Genomic DNA, 17588 nt, shown 5'->3' on the forward strand with positions numbered 1-17588 from the left:
GGCCTGTGCCCATCAAACGCTTGAACGAGGAACAACAAGATGTTCAGGAAGACACTGCTCGTTTCCGCCATGGCGGCCGCCATGGTCGCCTCCGCTGCCCATGCCGATACCCTGCGCTGGACCCGCTCCGCCGACGGCCTGACCCTCGATCCCCACTCCCAGAACGAGGGGCCGGCCCCACGCGCTGAACCATCAGATCTTCGACGTGCTGATCTATCAGCCCGCCTTATTCACGAGGGCGCTGATTGAGCGGTCTGAAGGTACTGGCTGTTGGCATTGCTTATCAGGATTCGCCTCTTCAGCGCGAGTGGCTGTTGAGTAATGCCAGAACGCAGCCCTTTTCCTACTTACTTATAGCTCTTTGGAATCAATGGCGGCCGTCCAAGCAGCCGTGATCGCCGACCGCCGCTCCGGTCGCTCGCTTTCTGATGCTGTGGTGGTCTCGCAGGAGCGTCAGCTCAGTGCGGTCAGCTTCGGTAGCCCCTTCAGCAGCGTCGGCCACCACTTGTCGGCGGCGGCACCCAGATGAACGGTGATTCGCCGAGCGTGCAGCCTCAGCGTGGCGGCGACCTTGAGCACCTGCTCGCGCATCCGGCTCAGGCTCCAGCCTTGTCGGGTTTGCCGCTCCAGGAGGCAGCGCAGGCCATGCAGGACCTGGTAGGCGTAGAGAGACTGACTGAGCAGCAAGCTCACCTCGTTGCGCGCCATCACGTCCTGAACGGTGGAGGCGCCGCGATCGGTCGACGAGAGGTGCACGTCGAGCGCCGACTTCACTTCGCCCATGTGCGCCTCGGCGCTGCCGCGCTTGCGATAGAGTGCTAGGACCTTCTCTGGCGGCCAGTCGAACTTGCTGAGGTTGGTGACCAGGAAGAAGGCATGCAGCAGCAGGTCATCGGGGCGCTCCTGCACGACCAGCACGACGCGCCGTGGTGCCGGCCAGGAACCGGCTTGGTACTCAAGGTCATGGCACCATTCTCGAGGCTGTTCAGGCGGTCGGCCGCGGGGCCGCTTCAGGTAGGGCGCCGCCAATTTTTGCAGGCCCTTGTGGCTGCGTAACCGGCCCAGATACTCGATGTCGCGCTCTTCCAGCGCCTCCAGCGTGTCGTTGTCGGTGAATCCGGCATCGATGCGCACCCGAACCTGGGCGCCAGTGCTCTCGTTGAGCCGGTCACCAGATGGGGGATCCATGTATCGGCATTCTCAGCCGGGCCGGCGTTGCCCTCGCGTAGCAGGCCACCGACCATGTCGCCTGTTTCGGCCAGCGAGGCGACCAGCGGCGAGTAGATGCGGGTACCGTAAAGGCCATGGTAGGCCGAGCCACCTTGGTGACCGTGGACCTCGATCGGCAGGCCGTCGATGTCCAGCGTCAGCTGCTTGGGGCGCTCGCCGTTCTTCAGCGAGGTCAGGCGCCAGAGCACCAGCCGCAGCAGGCCTTCGTGCACGGCATCGATGTTGTCGTTGCGGCCGAGGCAGGTCAGCAGCCGCGACAGCGTGGCTTGAGACGGCCGGTCCTGCGCCAATGGCGTCGTCCCGCGCGCGTCGCTACAGGCCAACTGCCAGAGCGGGTCACGGCGCAGCGTGTCGGTATCGCTGAGATCGATCCAGCCCATCGCGCGCTGCAGCACCAGGGTGCGTAGCTGACTGGCCAGGGAGTGGCGGATACGGCAGCGGGTGACGCGGATCGACCAGGTTGTCTTCGAGCGCCTCAATCACGCCGCTGTTGTCGAGGGCTTCACGCAGCAACAAAGCGCCGCTGTCGCTGGTGGTGCGGTGGCCGCTCAGCTCGACACGGACAGAGCCGTTGCACGAGGGCGTCCAGGTGGATAGGCTTTCACCCATAGCGGATGGCTCCCTTGGATCAGGTTCTTGGCGGAACACACTGAATTTTCAAGAGGATACCATCCGCTATCTTCGTTTTCAGGCCGGTCTCATGAATAAGGCGGGATCAGGACATGGACGTGGAGTACCAGCCGGGCCTGGCCACCGAGTGGCACGTGCACGAGGACGACCCCCACGTCTGGGTCTTCAAGATCCGCGAGGGGGTCACCTTCCACGAGGGCCAGGCGCTGAGCGCCGATGACGTGGTCTTCTCGCTGAACCGGGCGCGTCACGAGAACGCCGACATGCGCGGCCTGCTCACCTCCATCAAGGAGGTGCGCCCCGAGGATGACTACACGGTGCACGTGGAGACCCACGACCCCAACCCGCTGCTGCCCAACAACCTCACCAACCTCTTCATCATGAGCCGCGGGTGGGCCGAGGAGCACGGCGTCGAGGAGCCGCAGAACTACGCCGCGGGCGAGGAGACCCATGCGGTGCGCAATGCCAACGGCACCGGCCCCTTCCGGGTGCAGAGCCGCGAGCCCGACGTGCGCACCGTGCTGGTCCGCAACGACGACTACTGGGGCATCGATCACTACCCCATGGAGATCTCCGAGCTGATCTTCACCCCCATCGAGTCGGCGGCCACCCGAGTGGCGGCGCTGCTCTCCGGCGAGGTCGACCTGCTCCAGGAGACCCCGGTGCAGGACATCGAGCGCCTCGCCAACGCCCCGGGCCTGAAGAACGAGCAGGGGGCCGAGAACCGCACCATCTTCCTGGGCATGGACCTGGGCTCCGCCGAGCTGCGCACCGCCGACACCGACGACAACCCCTTCGCCGACCGCCGCGTGCGCGAGGCGATCGATCTCGCCGTGGACCAGACCACCATCCAGCGGGCGGTGATGCGCGGCAACGCCGAGCCCGCCGGCATGATCGCGCCCCCCTTCGTCAACGGCTACTCCGAGGAACTCGACGTGGTGGTGCCCGCCGACCTCGACCGGGCCAACGAGCTGATGGCGGAGGCGGGCTACGGCGACGGCTTCCGCGTCACCCTGCAGTGCCCCAACGACCGCTACGTCAACGACGAGCAGATCTGCCAGGCGGTGGTCAGCATGCTGGCGCGCATCGGCATCACCGTGGACCTGGTGGCCCAGACCCGCTCGCTGCACTTCGCCGAGCTGGCCCGGGAGGAGTACGACTTCTACATGCTCGGCTGGGGCGTGCCGACCATGGACTCCGAGTACGTCTTCAACTACCTCTACCACACCAAGGAGGGCGATCGCGGCAGCTGGAACTTCACCGGCTACTCCGACGAGCGGGTCGATGAGCTGACCGTGGCCAGGGGCCAGGAGACCGACATCGAGGCGCGCAACGCCATGATCGAGGAGGCGTGGCAGATCGTGCACGACGAGATCGTCTATATCCCGATCCACCACCAGATGCTCACCTGGTCCATGCGCGACGATATCGACTTCAAGGTGCAGAGCGAGAACACGCCGCACTTCAAGTACCTGAAGTTCAACGACTGAGTCGTTGGTAACGCCCAAGCCCCCCGGCCGCCACAAGCAGCGGGGGGGGACAACGCTGTGGTAACCCCATGCTCGCTTTCCTGATCCAGCGCGTGCTGCAGGCTATCTTCGTGATGTTCGTGGTCGCGCTCATCTCCTTCTCGCTGTTCCACTACGTCGGCGACCCGGTGCTCAACATGCTCGGCCAGGAGGCCACCGAGGCCGACCGCGCCGCGCTGCGTGCCCAGCTCGGACTCGACCAGCCGGTAGTGGTGCAGTTCTGGCAGTTCATCGTCAATGCCGCCCAGTTCGAGTTCGGCATCTCCTATCGCTCGGCGCGGCCGGTCACCGACCTGATCATGGAGCGCCTGCCGGCGACCCTGGAGCTCGCCATCATCTCGGCGATCTTCGCCGTGGTGATGGGCATCGTGCTCGGCATCTACACCGCCATCCAGCGCGGCAGCTGGCTGTCGAAGTTCATCATGACCGCCTCGCTGATCGGGGTGTCGCTGCCCACCTTCCTGATCGGCATCCTGCTGATCTACGTCTTCGCCGTGGAGCTGGGCTGGCTGCCCGCCTTCGGTCGCGGCCAGACGGTACGCCTGGGCGACTGGTGGACCACCGGCCTACTCACGGCCAGCGGCTTACGCTCGCTGATCCTGCCGGCGATCACCCTCGGGCTCTTCCAGCTGACGCTGATCATGCGCCTGGTGCGCGCCGAGATGCTCGAGGTGCTGCGCACCGACTACATCAAGTTCGCCCGGGCCCGGGGGCTGTCGAAGCGGGTGGTCAACCTGCGCCATGCGCTGAAGAACACCCTGATTCCGGTGATCACCATTATCGGCCTGCAGCTCGGCACCATCATCGCCTTCGCCATCATCACCGAGACGGTGTTCCAGTGGCCCGGCGTGGGGGCGCTGTTCATCACCGCGGTGCGCTTCGTGGACATCCCGGTGATGGCCGCCTATATGATGATGATTGCTCTGGTGTTCGTGGTCATCAATCTGATCGTCGACCTGCTCTACTACGCCGTCGACCCGCGTCTGCGCGTGCAGGGAGGTGCCAAATGAGCCAGGACATGAAGCCCCGCGAGAGCGCGGCCGTCGCGGCGCCCATCGCGCCCAGGCCGCCGGGCCGACTCAGGACCTTCCTCGATAGCGACATCGTCTACTCCTGGCAGCGCCAGCCGGTGGTGATTCTCGCCACCCTGGTCACCCTGGTGATGTTCGCCGCTGCCCTGTTCGCCCCCTGGATCGCCCCCCAGAACCCCTTCGACCCGCGCCAACTGGAGCTGATCGACGCCTTCACACCGCCGCTGACCACCTCGGACTTCACCGGCAACTTCTACCTGCTGGGCAGCGACAGCCAGGGCCGCGACGTCTTCTCGGCGATCCTCTACGGCTCGCGCATCTCGCTGCTGGTGGGCTTCGCCGCGGTGCTCTTCGCCCTGGCGCTGGGCACGGCGCTGGGCCTGCTGGCCGGCTTCCGCGGCGGCTGGCGGGATGCCCTGATCATGCGCATCGCCGACGTCCAGCTCACCTTCCCGTCGATCCTGATGGCGCTCTTGATCTTCGGGGTGATCCGCGGCTTCCTGCCGCGCTCCATGCACGCGGAGGTGGCGATCATCGTGCTGATCATCGCCATTGGCCTCTCCGACTGGGTGCAGTACGCCCGGGCGGTGCGCGGGGCGACCATGGTGGAGAAGGGCAAGGAGTACGTGCAGGCGGCGCGGGTGATCGGCCTGCCGGATCGCCGCATCCTCTTCCAGCACATCCTGCCCAACGTGCTGCGCCCGGTGCTGGTGATCGGCACCATTGGCCTGGCGCTCGCCATCATCGCCGAGGCGACGCTCTCCTTCCTGGGGGTCGGCATGCCGGCCACCCAGCCAAGCCTGGGGACCCTGATCCGGGTCGGCCAGGACTACATGTTCTCGGGAGAGTGGTGGATCCTGCTCTTCCCCGGGGTGGCGCTGCTGCTGCTGGCGCTCTCCGTCAACCTGCTGGGAGACTGGTTGCGTGATGTCCTCAACCCCAAGCTCCGTTGAGCCAAGCACCGTCGAGCCAAGCGCCGCCGAGCAAGTGCCGGGCGACCGGAGCGCCGCCGCGATGGGCCACAAGCCCGACGGCGAGCGGGAGCCCGTGCTCAGCGTACGCCACCTGCGGGTGGAGTTCCCCACCCGCCACGCCACCCTGGTGGCGCTGGACGACGTCTCCTTCGATATCGCCCCGGGCGAAGTGCTCGGGGTGGTGGGGGAGTCCGGCGCCGGCAAGTCGATGACCGGCAACGCCGTGATCCAGCTGCTCGAGCCGCCGGGCCATATCGCCGGCGGCGAGATCCACCTGGCGGGGCGACGCATCGACGATCTCGCCGAGGAGGACTTCGTGCCCCTGCGCGGGCGCCATATCGGCATGATCTTCCAGGACCCGCTCACCAGCCTCAACCCGCTCTTCTCCATCGGCGACCAGCTGGTGGAGACCATCCGCGCCCACCTGCCGATGAACGAGAAGCAGGCCCGGGCCCGGGCTGTGTCGCTGCTCACCGAGGTGGGCATTCCCGCCCCGGAGACCCGCCTGGACAGCTACCCCCACCAGTTCTCGGGGGGCATGCGCCAGCGGGTGGTGATCGCCCTGGCGCTGGCCGCAGAGCCCGAGCTGATCATCGCCGACGAGCCCACCACGGCGCTGGACGTCTCGGTGCAGGCGCAGATCCTCGCCCTGCTCAAGCGGGTCTGCGCCGAGCGCGGCGCGGCGGTGATGCTGGTCACCCACGACATGGGGGTGATCGCCGAGACCGCGGATCGCGTCGCCGTGATGTATGCGGGGCGGCTGATCGAGATCGGCCCGGTGAACGAGGTGATTCGCCGCCCGCAGCACCCTTACAGCGAGGGGCTGATGGCCTCCATCCCGGGGCTGGCGGAGCGCCGCGAGCGGCTCTACCAGATCGAGGGCGCCATGCCGCGCCTGGCGGCGATCCCGCCGGGCTGCGCCTTCAACCCGCGCTGTCCCCACGCCGCCGAGCGCTGCCGACGCGAGCGCCCCGAACTGCTGCCGGCGGGCACCAGCCGGGCCGCCTGCTGGCTGCACGATCCCGAGCATCCCGTGCCGCGACGTGCCGGTCAGGAGGTGGCCCGATGAGCCGTGGCGAATCCCGGCCCGTGGTCGCACGGGGTGAGGTGCTGCTGGCGGCCCGCGACCTGGCCCGTCACTTCGACGTCTCCCGGCCCTGGCTCAACCGGCTGCTGGAGGGTGGCGAGAGGCTGACGCTGAAGGCGGTGGACGGGGTGAGCTTCACCATCCGCCGCGGCGAGACCCTGGCCCTGGTGGGCGAGTCCGGCTGCGGCAAGTCCACGGTGGCACGGCTGATCGTCGGTCTCCACGGCCTGACCCGCGGGAGGCTGGTGTTCGACGGCCAGGAGATCAGCGACCTGGCCGGTCGCACCGGGCGCCAGGCCGCCGGGGTGCGCCAGCGCTTCCAGATGATCTTCCAGGACCCCTACGCCAGCCTCAATCCGCTGTGGCGGGTGGGCACCATCATCGGCGAGCCGCTGCGCTTCTTCCGCCCCGAGATGGGCGCTAGCGAGCGCCACCGCCGGGTGGGCGAGCTGCTCGAGCAGGTGGGCATGTCGGCGGCGGATGCGCTGCGCTACCCCCACGAGTTCTCCGGCGGCCAGCGCCAGCGCATCTCGATCGCCCGGGCGCTCGCCAACGAGCCGGAGTTCATGGTCTGCGACGAACCCACCTCGGCGCTGGACGTCTCGGTGCAGGCGCAGATCCTCAACCTGATGCGCGACCTGCAGGACGCCTACGGCCTCACCTACCTGTTCATCAGCCACGACATGGCGGTGGTCAAGCACATGGCCGACCGCATCGCGGTGATGTACCTGGGGCGCATCGCCGAGATCGCCCCCGCCGAGGCGCTCTTCGCCACGCCTCGTCACCCCTACTCGCGGATGCTGCTGGACGCCGTGCCGTCCCTGGAGGGGGCGGGCAAGCAGCGGACCATGATCGAGGGCGAGGTGCCCAACCCTGTGCATCCGCCCTCGGGCTGCGCCTTCCACCCGCGCTGCCCTCACGCCAACGCGCGCTGCAAGGCCGAGGTGCCGGCATTGATCGCCAGAAGCGACGGCAGCGAGGTGGCCTGCCACGCCGTGGAGGAGGGGCGCATCGACTGAACTCGGGGCAGGAGAAATGTGAAAGCGCGAAATAGCGGCGTTTTTCCTGCCCTGGCGCCCTGTACACTCGAGTATTCCCGTTCATAATGCTTGATGAGGCAGTGCCGTTTTTGACAGCACGCAGGGAACCCAGAGGGAATACAGATGGTGACCGCAACCATAACCAGAATCCGGCGCCATGGCATCGCCGTGATCGCGCTGCTGGCGTGTCTGGCCATATCCATCACCGCCACGGCCCAGGCCAATCCGCGCTACGCCGCCATCGTGGTGGACGTCGAGAGCGGCGAGGTGCTGCACGCGGCGAATGCCGATGCCACGCGCTATCCGGCCTCGCTGACCAAGATGATGACGCTCTACCTGCTCTTCGAGGAGCTGGAGAAGGGCACCATGCGGCTCAACCAGCCGCTGCCGGTCTCGGCCCAGGCCGAGGCGATGCCGGCCTCCAAGCTGTGGCTCAAGCGGGGCTCCACCATCACCGTGGAGGAGGCGATCCTGGCGCTGGTCGTGCGCTCGGCCAATGACGTGGCCGTGGTGGTGGCCGAGGCGCTGGGCGGCAGCGAGCGCCAGTTCGGTCAGATGATGACCGCCAGGGCGCGGGAGCTCGGGATGCCCAATACCGTCTTCCGTAACGCCTCGGGCCTGCCCGACAACGGCCAGACCACCACGGCCCGGGACATGGCGACCCTCTCCATCCGCCTGATGCAGGACTTCCCGCAGTACTACCACTACTTCTCGCGGCAGAGCTTCACCTACCGTGGCACCACCCACAACAGCCACAACCGCCTGGTGCGCAACTACGCGGGGGCCGACGGCCTGAAGACCGGCTTCATCCGCGCCTCCGGCTTCAACGTGGCCACCTCGGCGGTGCGCGACAACCGCCGCCTGGTCTCGGTGGTGATGGGCGGCTTCACCGCGGCCTCCCGGGATACCCACATGGCCGACCTGCTCGATCGCGGCTTCGTGCGTGCCTCGCTCTTCGGGCGCGGCGACTGGGTGGCCCAGGCGGACTTTTCCGGCGACCGGATGAGTGGCGATGGCCTGCCGGCGGCCGCTCCGGTGACGCCGGCCGGCCCCTCGCCGGAGCTCGAGCGCCAGCTGGCCAGCCTGCAGGCGCCGGAGCCGCTGCCCACGGTCCAGCCCTCGCTGCCGCAGACCGCCCAGGGCTCGGCCAACGACCCCATTCGCGACCTGATCGCCCGCAGCGAGGCGCCCGAGGCGCCTCGCGCCGAGACCCTGCACCGGCTCGAGCCGGTGGGCGCAAGCGCCAGCTGGGGGGTACAGGTCGGGGCCTTCTCCAATCCCGACAACGCCCGCCAGCACGCCAGCCGCGCCGCCGACCGCCTGAGCCAGGAGCTCTTCAATGCCCGGGTGGATATCGACGAGGTGAGCGGCTCCCAGGCCATCTTCCGCGCCCGGCTGGTCAACCTCGACGAGAACCAGGCCTATCGCGCCTGCCGCAACCTGGCGCGCGAGGGCATCGACTGCATGGTGATCAACGCCGGCCTCTGACCCGACCCCGCACGGCCTTGCCGCCTGCCGGCAGAGTCGCTAGCCTCACGGGACCACCACCCCGCCGCCCTCTGGTCGGCGGGGTGGTCGCTTTGGGTCCGCGGTTGCGTCGCGCAGGGAGGGAGCATGTCATCGTCATTCAAGGGAATCGGCTTCATGTGCCTGGGCGTGCTCTGCCTGGCCATCGGTGACGCCATCGCCAAGTGGCTCGGCGAGGTGCACTCGCCGCTGCAGATCATCTTCTTTCGTACCCTGGTCTCGCTGCCCCTGATCGCGCTGCTGGCCCACTTCGGTGGCGGCCTGATCAAGCTGAGCACGCGCCGGCCCAGGGTGCACCTGCTGCGCGGGCTGATCTACACCGGCACCATGGTCTGCTTCGTGCTGGGGCTGACCCTGCTGCCGCTGGCCGAGGCCACCGCCATCGCTTTCGTGGCGCCGCTGTTCGTCACCCTGCTCTCGGTGCCGCTGCTCGGCGAGCGCATCGAGGGGCCGGTACTGGTCGCCTCTCTGGTGGGCTTCGTGGGGGTGCTGATCGTGGTGCGCCCGGGGGGCGGGGCCTTCCATCCCGGCTCGCTGGTGCTGATCGGGGCGGCGCTCTTCTATGCGCTGATGATGATCACCGCGCGCCGCTGGGGTGGGCGCGAGCACCTCTGGGCCATGGTCTTCTACATGACCCTGGTGCCCTTCGTGATCACCGGCCTGGCGCTGCCCTGGGTGTGGCAGACGCCCCATCCCTGGCACTGGCTTGCCTTCCTGGGGTCGGGGCTGTTCGGGGTGGGGGCCACCGCCTTCATCACCCTGGCCTTCCGCCATGCGCCGGCGGCCATCGCCGCGCCCTTCGACTACAGCGCCATGCTCTGGGCGGTGCTGCTGGGGTGGTGGTTCTGGGGCGAGATGCCGGACCTCTGGGTCTTCGTCGGCAGCGCCCTGATCATCGGCAGCGGCCTGGCCATCGCCTACCGCGAGGGACGCACGACCCTCAAGCGGCGTCCGACCTCATGAGGTCGGGCGGTTGAAGCGCCATCGCCGCCAGCGGCGGGCGATCAGCCCGTGACGGGGCGCGGCGAGCAGGGCCACCAGGAAGAGCCCCGAGGCCACCAGCACGATGGCCCCCCCTGAGGCCACGTCTAGCCGCACCGACAGCACCAGGCCGGCGACCGCCGACACGATGCCGACGCCGACGGAGATCGCCAGCATGGTACCGAAGCGGTCGGTCAGAAGGTGGGCCGTGGCGCCTGGGGTGACCAGCATGGCCACCACCAGGATGATGCCCACGGTCTCCAGGCTGGCCACGATGGTCAGGGTCAGCAGCATGATCAGGCCGTAGTGGATGGCGCTGACGTTGAAGCCCAGTGCCTGGGCCTGCTGTGGGTCGAAGGTGTAGAGCAGCAGCGGCCGATAGGCCAGCCAGATCGTCAGCACGGCCACCAGGCTGGCCAGCAGGGTCAGCATCAACGCCTGGGCCTGCACGCCCAGCACGTTGCCGAAGAGGATGTGCATGAGATGCGTGCTGGTGGTGATCTTGCTGATGATCACGATGCCCAGGGCGAAGGCGGCGGTGAACATCAGGCCCATGGCAGCATCCGACTTGATGCGGGTGTGGCGCTCGATTGCGCCGATGCCAAGCGACGTCAGCGCGCCGGTCACGAAGGCGCCGACGAAGAAGGGCCAGCCCAGCAGATAGGCGATCGCGACGCCCGGCAGTACCGCATGGGAAATGGCATCCCCCAGCAGCGACCAGCGCTTGAGCACCACGAAGCAGGAGAGCAGCCCGCAGGTGGCTCCCACCAGCACCGAGGTGAGCAGGGCCCGCTGCATGAAGCGGTACTCGAAGGGGGCGGCCAGGCTGTCGGGCAGCAGGCCCACCGCCAGCATCAGTGCCGCCGTGAGGGCTTCGATAAGGCTCGTGGCGAGGTCGTCAAGCGGCAACGGGGGCCTCTCCGGCAGGCATGCGGGTGGCACCGACCGCCAGCCGGGCGAGCATGCTGTCCTTGAGCATCTCCTCCGGTGCTCCCATGCCTACCACGGTGCGGTTGATCAGCAGCACCTGATCGGCATGGCGACGAGCGCCTGCCAGGTCATGCGTCACCATGATGATGGTGGTGCCGGCGCGGCGCTGGCGCTGGAGGGCGGCCATGATCAGCGCCTCGCTGGGCGGGTCGATCCCGGCCAGGGGCTCATCCAGCAGCAGAATGGGCGCTCGCTGGGCCAGGGCGCGGGCCAGCATCACGCGTTTCTTTTGCCCACCCGACAGTGCGCCGATGGGCCGAGCGGACAGCTCGGTCATGTCGACGGCCTCCAGGGCCTCCTCGACGGCCAGCCGATGCTCGGGATTGGCCCAGTGCCTGGGCAGCAGGCGCCGCCATAGCGGGTCTTGACGCATCAGCCCGAAGCGGCCGGTCATCACGGTGTCGCGCACCGAGATGGGAAAGTCCCACTCCATGCGCTCCTGCTGGGCCATGTAGGCAATGCAGCCGGCCTGGCGCTGGGCCAGCGAGGGTTGGCCCAGGATCCTGAGCTCGCCGCGCAAGGGCGAGAGGCTGCCTACTACCACGCTTAGCAGGCTGGACTTGCCCCCGCCGTTGGGCCCCACGATGGCGGTCCACTGGCCCCGGGGCAGCCACAGCGATATATTCTCGAGCACCGGCTCCTGGCCGTAGGCGGCGTAGAGCCCCTTGATCTCGAGGGCAGGGATGCCATCAGTGGCCGGACTCACCATTGGACTCTCCCAGCGTTTCGGTAAGCAGGCGGGCGTTGTGGCGCAGCATGCTGGCATAGTCGGGCGCCTCGCCGTCCGGCTCGCTGAGCGAGTCGACGAACAAGGGGCCGGCGATGTCGACCTCGGTCTCGCCGGCCACACTGCGTACATGGCGATCGGATATGGTGCTCTCCCAGAAGATGGCCGCAGGGCGACGTTCCTCGATGAGGTCCACGATACGCATGATCTGACTGGGCGTGCCCTCATCCTCGGAGTTGGTGCCCCAGATGCCGTCGTGCTCGAAGCCAAACGCTTCGGCGAAATAGATGAAGGCGGCCTCGCTGGTGATCAGCAGGCGCCGGTCATCGGGGATGGCCGCCATGCTCTCGAGCAGCTCGGCGTGCAGCTCATGCAGCGACTGGCTCAGGGCATCGCCGCGTGCACTGAAGTCCTCTGCCGCCTCGGGGCGTGCCTCGGCAAGCGTCTCGGCAATGACGCGCACGTATTCGGCGGCGGCGCGCGGGTCCATCCACAGGTGGGGATCGGCGTCGCCGGCATAATCGCCGGTCACGATGGGCCGGGTGGCATAGCCGCTCTCCTCGGCCAGGGCGACGACCGGTACGTCGCTCCCAACCGTGGCACGCACCTGGCCAATCCACTGCTCCAGGCTGTAGCCATTGAAGAACACCAGGTCGGCCTCCTCCAGGGCGATGAAGTTGCTGGGGATCAGTTCCCACTCGTGCACCTCCGCCCCCACGGGGGTCAGAGTGTCTACCCGGGCGTCGCCCCCGGCCACCTGCTGTACCAGGTCGCCGAGGATGGAAAAGGTGGTGACCACCCTGAGCGGGGACTCGTCGGCTTGCGTCGTCATCGAAAGGCTGAGGGCACAGGCTGCGATGAGCATCGGGCGCGGGCGAATCGGCATCGTCTTGCTCTCCGAATCAGGGTGATGTCCCGCTGCTGGTCGGGGCGTTTCAGCGGCGAGCGTAACACCCATATCTTAGCCAAGGCTAACTTGTAGGGTAATTGGAAATTCCTATCGGCGCTCAGTTGCTGCGCCAGGTAGACATTGGCTATATTGGCGCGATGAACGATACCCCAGCCGATGTGATGCCGGATCGCCTGAGCAAGGCGGATGCCCTGCCGCCTTGCGAAGAGCACGCGCGGCAGTATGCGGCCGTACGCAACGCCCACGAAACCGAGCTTCTCGAGGATTATGTGGAGCTCATCGGCGATCTGCTGAAGCATCAGGGGGAGGCCCGCGCCACGGATATCGCGGCGCGCATGGGTGTCAGTCAGGCCACGGTTTCCAAGATGGTGACGCGCCTCAAGGCCCACGGACTGGTCTCTAGCCAGCCCTACCGTTCCCTTTTTCTGACCGAGAGCGGCGAGGCAATGGCGGAAATGTCGCGTCGCCGGCATGCCATCCTGCTGCGCTTTCTACGAGCGCTGGGGGTCAGTGATCAAACGGCGCGGATCGACGCAGAGGGCATGGAGCACCACGTCAGCCAGGAGACTCTGGACATCATGCAGCGCTTTACCGAGGCGCACCGCGACGCCTGATCCGGACGTTTCGCCTGTCCCCTCGTTACGGCCGTCCCCCCGCTCCCTTCCGGCCCCCCCCCCCCCGCTCCCTTCCGACCGCCCCGGCGCCTCGGCCTCGAGTGCCCTGGGTTACCCCGGCACCGCGCCTGTGGTTATCGGCCGCCGCGGATTGCTCGCGCCGCGGCCTCCGGGTCGGGGCGGCCGCAGATCGCCGAGATCACCGCCAGGCCCTGGGCGCCGGCCTGGCGGACCGCCGCGGCGTGTTCGGCCTTGAGCCCGCCGATGGCCACCGCCGGCAGGGGGCTTGCCGTTGCCAGCCGGGCAAGCCCGTCGAAGCCCAGCGGCTCGGCGTGGTCGTGTTTGCTCGGGGTCGCGAAAACAGGCCCCAGCCCCAGGTAGTCAAGCCGCTCGGCGTCCACCCGTGCCATCTGCTCCAGCGTCTGCACCGAGAGGCCGAGCAGCGCCCGCTCGCCCAGCGCCGCGCGGGCGGCCGCCACCTCGCCGTCGCCCTGGCCGATATGCAGTCCGTCGGCGCCGCTCTCCACGGCCACCGCCAGGCGGTCGTTGATGATCAGCGGCACGCCGCTGCCGGCCAGGGCCGCCTTCAGCCGGCGTGCCTGGTCGATCATCTCGCCGTCGCTGGCGTGCTTGTCGCGCAGCTGGACCACGGTCACGCCGCCGCGCACCGCGACCACCACGGTTTCCAGCATGCCGCGCTCGGCGCACAGGCCGGGGTCGGTGACGAGGTACAGGGATAGATCAAGTCTCATCGGTCATCTCCAGTCGCAGTCGGTCCCTCAGGGTCTCGCCATCCAGGGCGTGCAGGGCGTCTAGGAAGGCTACGGCGAAGCTGCCCGGCCCCCGGGCACTCTCGCCGGCGAGCTCCCCGGCCGCGGCGTAGCAGGCCAGCGCCGCCACGCTGGCCTCGAAGGGATGCTCGGCGCCGACCAGGAAGGCGGCCACCACCCCGGTGAGCGAGCAGCCCAGGGTGGTGACCCTCGGCATCAGCGGGTGGCCGCCACGCACCCGGGCCAGGCGGCGGCCGTCGGTGACGAGATCCACCTCGCCGGTCACCGCCACCACGCAGCCGATGCGCCGAGCCAGGCGCACGGCGGCCTGCTCGGCGGCCTCGGCCGGGTCGCTGCTGTCCACGCCGCGCCCGCCGGCCCCGCGGGCCTCCAGAGCGATGATCTCCGAGGCGTTGCCGCGGATCACCGTGGGCAGGCGCTCCAGCAGGCGCGCGCCGGTCTCGCGCCGGTAGGCGGTGGCACCCACCGCCACCGGGTCCAGCACCCAGGGCTTGCCGGTCAGGCGGGCCGCTTCCGCGGCCTCGTCCATGGCGTCCACCCAGTGGGGCGAGAGGGTGCCGATATTGACCGTCAGGGCGTCGGCGAGGGCGGTGAACTCCGCGGCCTCCTCCCGAGCGTGGACCATGGCCGGCGAGGCGCCGATGGCCAGCAGCACATTGGCCATGGTGTTCATGGCCACCAGGTTGGTGATGTTGTGGATCAGCGGGGCGCGCTCGCGCACCCGTGTCAGGTGGGCCGCGACATCCAGCGCTGGGGAAAGGGGGGTGAGCATGGGGCCTCCCGGGCGCGGGAGGTGCAGGCAGGCGAGCGCCGGGCTGCACGACTCCCTACGCCGGCATGATCCGGTTCAGGTTCCAAGGGTGCCTCTCAGCCGCCCAGCTGCTGCTGCGCGGCGCCCCTGTCGTGGTGATGATGCTGGTGTTCGATCATACGCGGCTGGAGGGGCCAGGCAAGGGGGCTGAGGTGAGGGTCTCAGGGCGCCGCGGCGGCGGCGCCGAGGAAGCGCTCCTGCCAGTAGGCGATCTCCACCGGCGCCGTTTCCACCCGGCGGCCGCGCCCCGGGGCGTGGATCATCTGGCCGTCGCCGCGGTAGATGCCCACGTGGCTCGCCTTGCCGCGTCCGGCGGTATCGAAGAACAGCAGGTCGCCGGGGCGGGCCCGGTCCACGGACGGCAGCGCGCGGAACTGGTCGTCGGCGGTGCGCGGCACCGGGATGCCGGCGGCGCGGTAGGCCAGCTCCACCAGCCCCGAGCAGTCGAGCCCCGCGGGGGAGTTGCCGCCGAAGCGATAGGGGGTGCCCAGGGCGTTCTGGGCGGCGGCCAGGATCAGCGCCCGCTCGATGGAGAGCCCCTCTGCGGGGGCCGGGTCATGCACGGCAAGTTCCCGGCCGGCGCAGCCGGCCAGCAGCAGGAGCAGCGCAAGGGTCGCGGTGAGTCGCCAGGCGGCCGGACGGGGCAGGGTGGGCATGCGGGGAGCTCCGCAGAGACGGACATGCCTCTACATTAGCGCCTGCCGCCCGGCTCGGAAAGCTTCAGCGAAAGGCGATGCGGGTCCCGTTGGCGAGCATCTCGTCCGGCGTCATGGCATGGCCCGGCACGCCGATCATCTCGTCGCCGCACTGGTCGGACCAGGTCAGCACCCCGTGGGTCAGGCCGAGCTCGCCGAGCTTGTCGCGAATCTCGCCGGTGCCCAGGAAGGTCAGGGTGCGTCCCTCGGCATCCGAGAGCTCAGAGACGCCGGTGCCATGGTGGAGGCGTACCGTATAGATGCCGTCCAGAGACTCCACCTCGACAATGGGCGAGAACCCCTGGGAGAGGGCGCGGGCCAGCTCCTTGAGGGTGATGTGGTCACTCAGCTGATAGGCATGGGCAGACATGGGTACCTCCAGGGGGGTGGATTGTCGATCTTGTATAATCAATGTAGAGCTATTTGGGCGCTGTTGCCGTGATTGTTTCGCCATCGTGGCTTCGTGATTTAGTAATGAAAGGTGTTGTACAAGTTGTCCGTCGCCGGAACTGGAAAACTCCTGCCGCTGTCCCCATCTACACAAGACAGTTTCCCCATGGCAGACAGGAGTAGCCCATGAGCTTCAATGGAGAGCAGCATCCCGGCGTCCAGACCCCCACCGCCGATAGCGCCGGTTTTCGTCTCAACCACACCATGCTGCGGGTGAAGGACCCCGAGAAGGCGCTGGCCTTCTATACCCGGGTGTTCGGCATGCGGGTGCTGCGCCGCCTCGACTTCGAGGAGATGCAGTTCTCGCTCTACTTCCTGGCCCGGGTGGAGGAGGGGGAGCCGGTCCCCGAGGCGACCGGCGAGCGCACCGTCTGGACCTTCAGCCAGAAGGGGCTGCTGGAGCTGACCCACAACTGGGGCACCGAGAACCAGGCCGACTTTTGCTACCATGACGGCAACGCCGAGCCCCAGGGCTTCGGCCATATCTGCTTCAGCGTGCCGGATCTCGAGGCCGCCGAGGCCTGGTTCGACGCCAACGCCGTGGAGTTCGTGAAGCGCTCCGACCAGGGCAAGATGAAGAACGTGGTGTTCGTGAAGGACGTAGACGGCTACTGGATCGAGGTGGTCCAGGCCGACCGGCTGGCCGCCCTGGGCGACTGACCGGGGCACTGCCTGATGCGACGGCGCCGCCCCAACGGGGCAGCGCCTTCGTGCGTTTCAGGGCCGGCGCTTGCCTCAGCCGAAGGCGTAGACGTCCATGGCCAGCACGCCGTGCTCGACGCTGTGGTGCAGGCGCTCGGCCTGGCCCCCGGCGCCCATGGCCACCAGCAGGGGCTGGAAGTGCTCCGGCGTGGGGTGGTTCTCGCGGGCCTTCGGGGCGGACTCCCAGGCCAGCAGGGCCTCGCGATCGTCCTCGGCGAGCCGCGCCTCGACCCAGTCGGCGAACTCGCCCACCCAGGCCGGCATGGCGGCGTCGCGGGCCTGCATCTCGTAAAGGTTGTGGGTCAGGCTGCCGGAGCCGATCACCAGGATGTTCTCGTTCCGCAGCGCGGCGAGCCGCTCGCCCAGGGCCGCCAGCTCGGCGTTGGACCACTGCGCCGGCAGCGACAGCGACACCACCGGCACCTCCGCCTGCGGGAACATCAGCGACAGCGGCACCCAGGCGCCGTGGTCAAGGCCGCGCTCGGTGGGGACGGCGTTGAGCTCCCGGGCCAGGCGCAGCGCCAGCTCGGGCTCGCCGGGGGCAGGGTACTGGCACTCGAAGAGCTCCCGGGGGAAGCCGCCGAAGTCGTGGATCGTCTCGGGGTGGGCGCTGGTGCTTACCAGCAGCTGGCGGCTGGCCCAGTGGGCCGAGACCACCACCACCGCCTTCGGCTGCAGCCGCTGGCCGAGCCCGCGCAGGAAGTCATGGGCTGGCGTCCGGGTCAGGGCCAGCATGGGGGAGCCGTGGGAGATGAAGAGGCTGGGCAGCATGGGGCGCTCCAGGAGAGGGATGCCTTCAGGATAGCGGCTCGGGTCGGAAGTATCGATAGCAGGCTTATGAAAGAATCGCCTGTCAATAGCCCGTCATC

At 68.4% G+C, this 17588-nt stretch carries 17 protein-coding genes, 1 pseudogene and 1 riboswitch; of the genes and pseudogenes, 9 read left to right on the plus strand and 9 right to left on the minus strand.

The window, feature by feature from the left end:
* Window positions 1-453: 453 nt before the first annotated feature.
* Window positions 454-1878: pseudogene (locus B6N23_RS10885) on the minus strand (IS1380 family transposase).
* Between the two features lie 74 nt (window positions 1879-1952).
* Here B6N23_RS10885 and B6N23_RS10890 point away from each other — a divergent pair.
* The 7 genes from B6N23_RS10890 to B6N23_RS10920 all read left to right on the plus strand — a co-directional run bounded on the left by B6N23_RS10890 (window position 1953) and on the right by B6N23_RS10920 (window position 10011).
* Entirely contained in the window at window positions 1953-3350 is a 1398-nt protein-coding gene (locus B6N23_RS10890) for an ABC transporter substrate-binding protein (protein ID WP_305498751.1), read from the plus strand.
* Between the two features lie 68 nt (window positions 3351-3418).
* On the plus strand, window positions 3419-4399 hold the full coding sequence (locus tag B6N23_RS10895; protein WP_305498754.1) for an ABC transporter permease: 981 nt from the start codon (window positions 3419-3421) through the stop codon (window positions 4397-4399).
* Complete coding sequence (locus B6N23_RS10900) at window positions 4396-5373, plus strand: ABC transporter permease (protein WP_305498759.1); 978 nt, start codon at window positions 4396-4398, stop codon at window positions 5371-5373. The genes B6N23_RS10895 and B6N23_RS10900 overlap by 4 nt, the downstream gene beginning before the upstream one ends.
* 61 nt (window positions 5374-5434) lie before the next feature.
* Window positions 5435-6463: an ABC transporter ATP-binding protein gene (locus tag B6N23_RS10905; protein WP_305498761.1), complete on the plus strand. Its 1029-nt coding sequence runs from the start codon at window positions 5435-5437 to the stop codon at window positions 6461-6463.
* A complete protein-coding gene (locus B6N23_RS10910) occupies window positions 6460-7500 on the plus strand; it encodes an ABC transporter ATP-binding protein (RefSeq protein ID WP_305498763.1) in 1041 nt (346 codons plus the stop codon). Before B6N23_RS10905 ends, B6N23_RS10910 begins: the two co-directional genes overlap by 4 nt.
* Window positions 7501-7644: 144 nt before the next feature.
* The gene (locus B6N23_RS10915; protein WP_169956520.1) at window positions 7645-9009 is read left to right on the plus strand and encodes a D-alanyl-D-alanine carboxypeptidase; all 1365 of its coding nucleotides are present in this window, start codon (window positions 7645-7647) and stop codon (window positions 9007-9009) included.
* A 126-nt stretch (window positions 9010-9135) separates the two neighbouring features.
* The gene (locus B6N23_RS10920) at window positions 9136-10011 is read left to right on the plus strand and encodes a DMT family transporter (RefSeq protein ID WP_305498766.1); all 876 of its coding nucleotides are present in this window, start codon (window positions 9136-9138) and stop codon (window positions 10009-10011) included.
* Here B6N23_RS10920 and B6N23_RS10925 read toward each other — a convergent pair.
* The 3 genes from B6N23_RS10925 to B6N23_RS10935 are packed head-to-tail and all read right to left on the minus strand — an operon-like array spanning window position 10006 to window position 12578.
* On the minus strand, window positions 10006-10884 hold the full coding sequence (locus tag B6N23_RS10925) for a metal ABC transporter permease (RefSeq protein ID WP_169959438.1): 879 nt from the start codon (window positions 10882-10884) through the stop codon (window positions 10006-10008). The two genes, B6N23_RS10920 and B6N23_RS10925, sit on opposite strands and share 6 nt — an antisense overlap.
* A gap of 43 nt (window positions 10885-10927) precedes the next feature.
* Complete coding sequence (locus B6N23_RS10930; RefSeq protein WP_305498768.1) at window positions 10928-11728, minus strand: metal ABC transporter ATP-binding protein; 801 nt, start codon at window positions 11726-11728, stop codon at window positions 10928-10930.
* A complete protein-coding gene (locus B6N23_RS10935) occupies window positions 11709-12578 on the minus strand; it encodes a metal ABC transporter solute-binding protein, Zn/Mn family (RefSeq protein ID WP_249322229.1) in 870 nt (289 codons plus the stop codon). The genes B6N23_RS10930 and B6N23_RS10935 overlap by 20 nt, the downstream gene beginning before the upstream one ends.
* 215 nt (window positions 12579-12793) lie before the next feature.
* Here B6N23_RS10935 and mntR point away from each other — a divergent pair, with 215 nt between their 5' ends.
* Entirely contained in the window at window positions 12794-13270 is a 477-nt protein-coding gene (mntR, locus tag B6N23_RS10940) for a manganese-binding transcriptional regulator MntR (RefSeq protein ID WP_169959439.1), read from the plus strand.
* A 134-nt stretch (window positions 13271-13404) separates the two neighbouring features.
* On the opposite strand, the gene thiE is transcribed toward mntR, so the two are convergent.
* From thiE to B6N23_RS10960, 4 genes are all read right to left on the minus strand, one after another.
* Window positions 13405-14022 carry a thiamine phosphate synthase gene (thiE, locus tag B6N23_RS10945; RefSeq protein ID WP_305498772.1) on the minus strand — a complete coding sequence of 206 codons (618 nt, stop codon included), beginning with the start codon at window positions 14020-14022 and terminating at the stop codon, window positions 13405-13407.
* A complete protein-coding gene (gene thiM, locus B6N23_RS10950) occupies window positions 14012-14833 on the minus strand; it encodes a hydroxyethylthiazole kinase (RefSeq protein WP_302139785.1) in 822 nt (273 codons plus the stop codon). Before thiM ends, thiE begins: the two co-directional genes overlap by 11 nt.
* Window positions 14834-14868: 35 nt before the next feature.
* Window positions 14869-14971: riboswitch (TPP riboswitch) on the minus strand.
* Window positions 14972-15033: 62 nt separating this feature from the next.
* The gene (locus tag B6N23_RS10955; RefSeq protein ID WP_305498792.1) at window positions 15034-15528 is read right to left on the minus strand and encodes a C40 family peptidase; all 495 of its coding nucleotides are present in this window, start codon (window positions 15526-15528) and stop codon (window positions 15034-15036) included.
* Between the two features lie 64 nt (window positions 15529-15592).
* The gene (locus tag B6N23_RS10960) at window positions 15593-15937 is read right to left on the minus strand and encodes a DUF6482 family protein (RefSeq protein ID WP_119021328.1); all 345 of its coding nucleotides are present in this window, start codon (window positions 15935-15937) and stop codon (window positions 15593-15595) included.
* A 206-nt stretch (window positions 15938-16143) separates the two neighbouring features.
* Here B6N23_RS10960 and gloA point away from each other — a divergent pair, with 206 nt between their 5' ends.
* Window positions 16144-16677 (plus strand): lactoylglutathione lyase, encoded by a 534-nt coding sequence (gene gloA / locus B6N23_RS10965; RefSeq protein WP_305498796.1) that lies wholly within the window; start codon window positions 16144-16146, stop codon window positions 16675-16677.
* Window positions 16678-16752: 75 nt separating this feature from the next.
* Here the strand turns inward: gloA and B6N23_RS10970 are convergent, their stop codons facing one another.
* Window positions 16753-17490 (minus strand): DODA-type extradiol aromatic ring-opening family dioxygenase, encoded by a 738-nt coding sequence (locus tag B6N23_RS10970; RefSeq protein ID WP_305498799.1) that lies wholly within the window; start codon window positions 17488-17490, stop codon window positions 16753-16755.
* Window positions 17491-17588 lie beyond the last annotated feature (98 nt).

Source organism: Halomonas alkalicola, from assembly GCF_030704205.1.
Taxonomy (GTDB): Bacteria; Pseudomonadota; Gammaproteobacteria; order Pseudomonadales; family Halomonadaceae; genus Halomonas; species Halomonas alkalicola.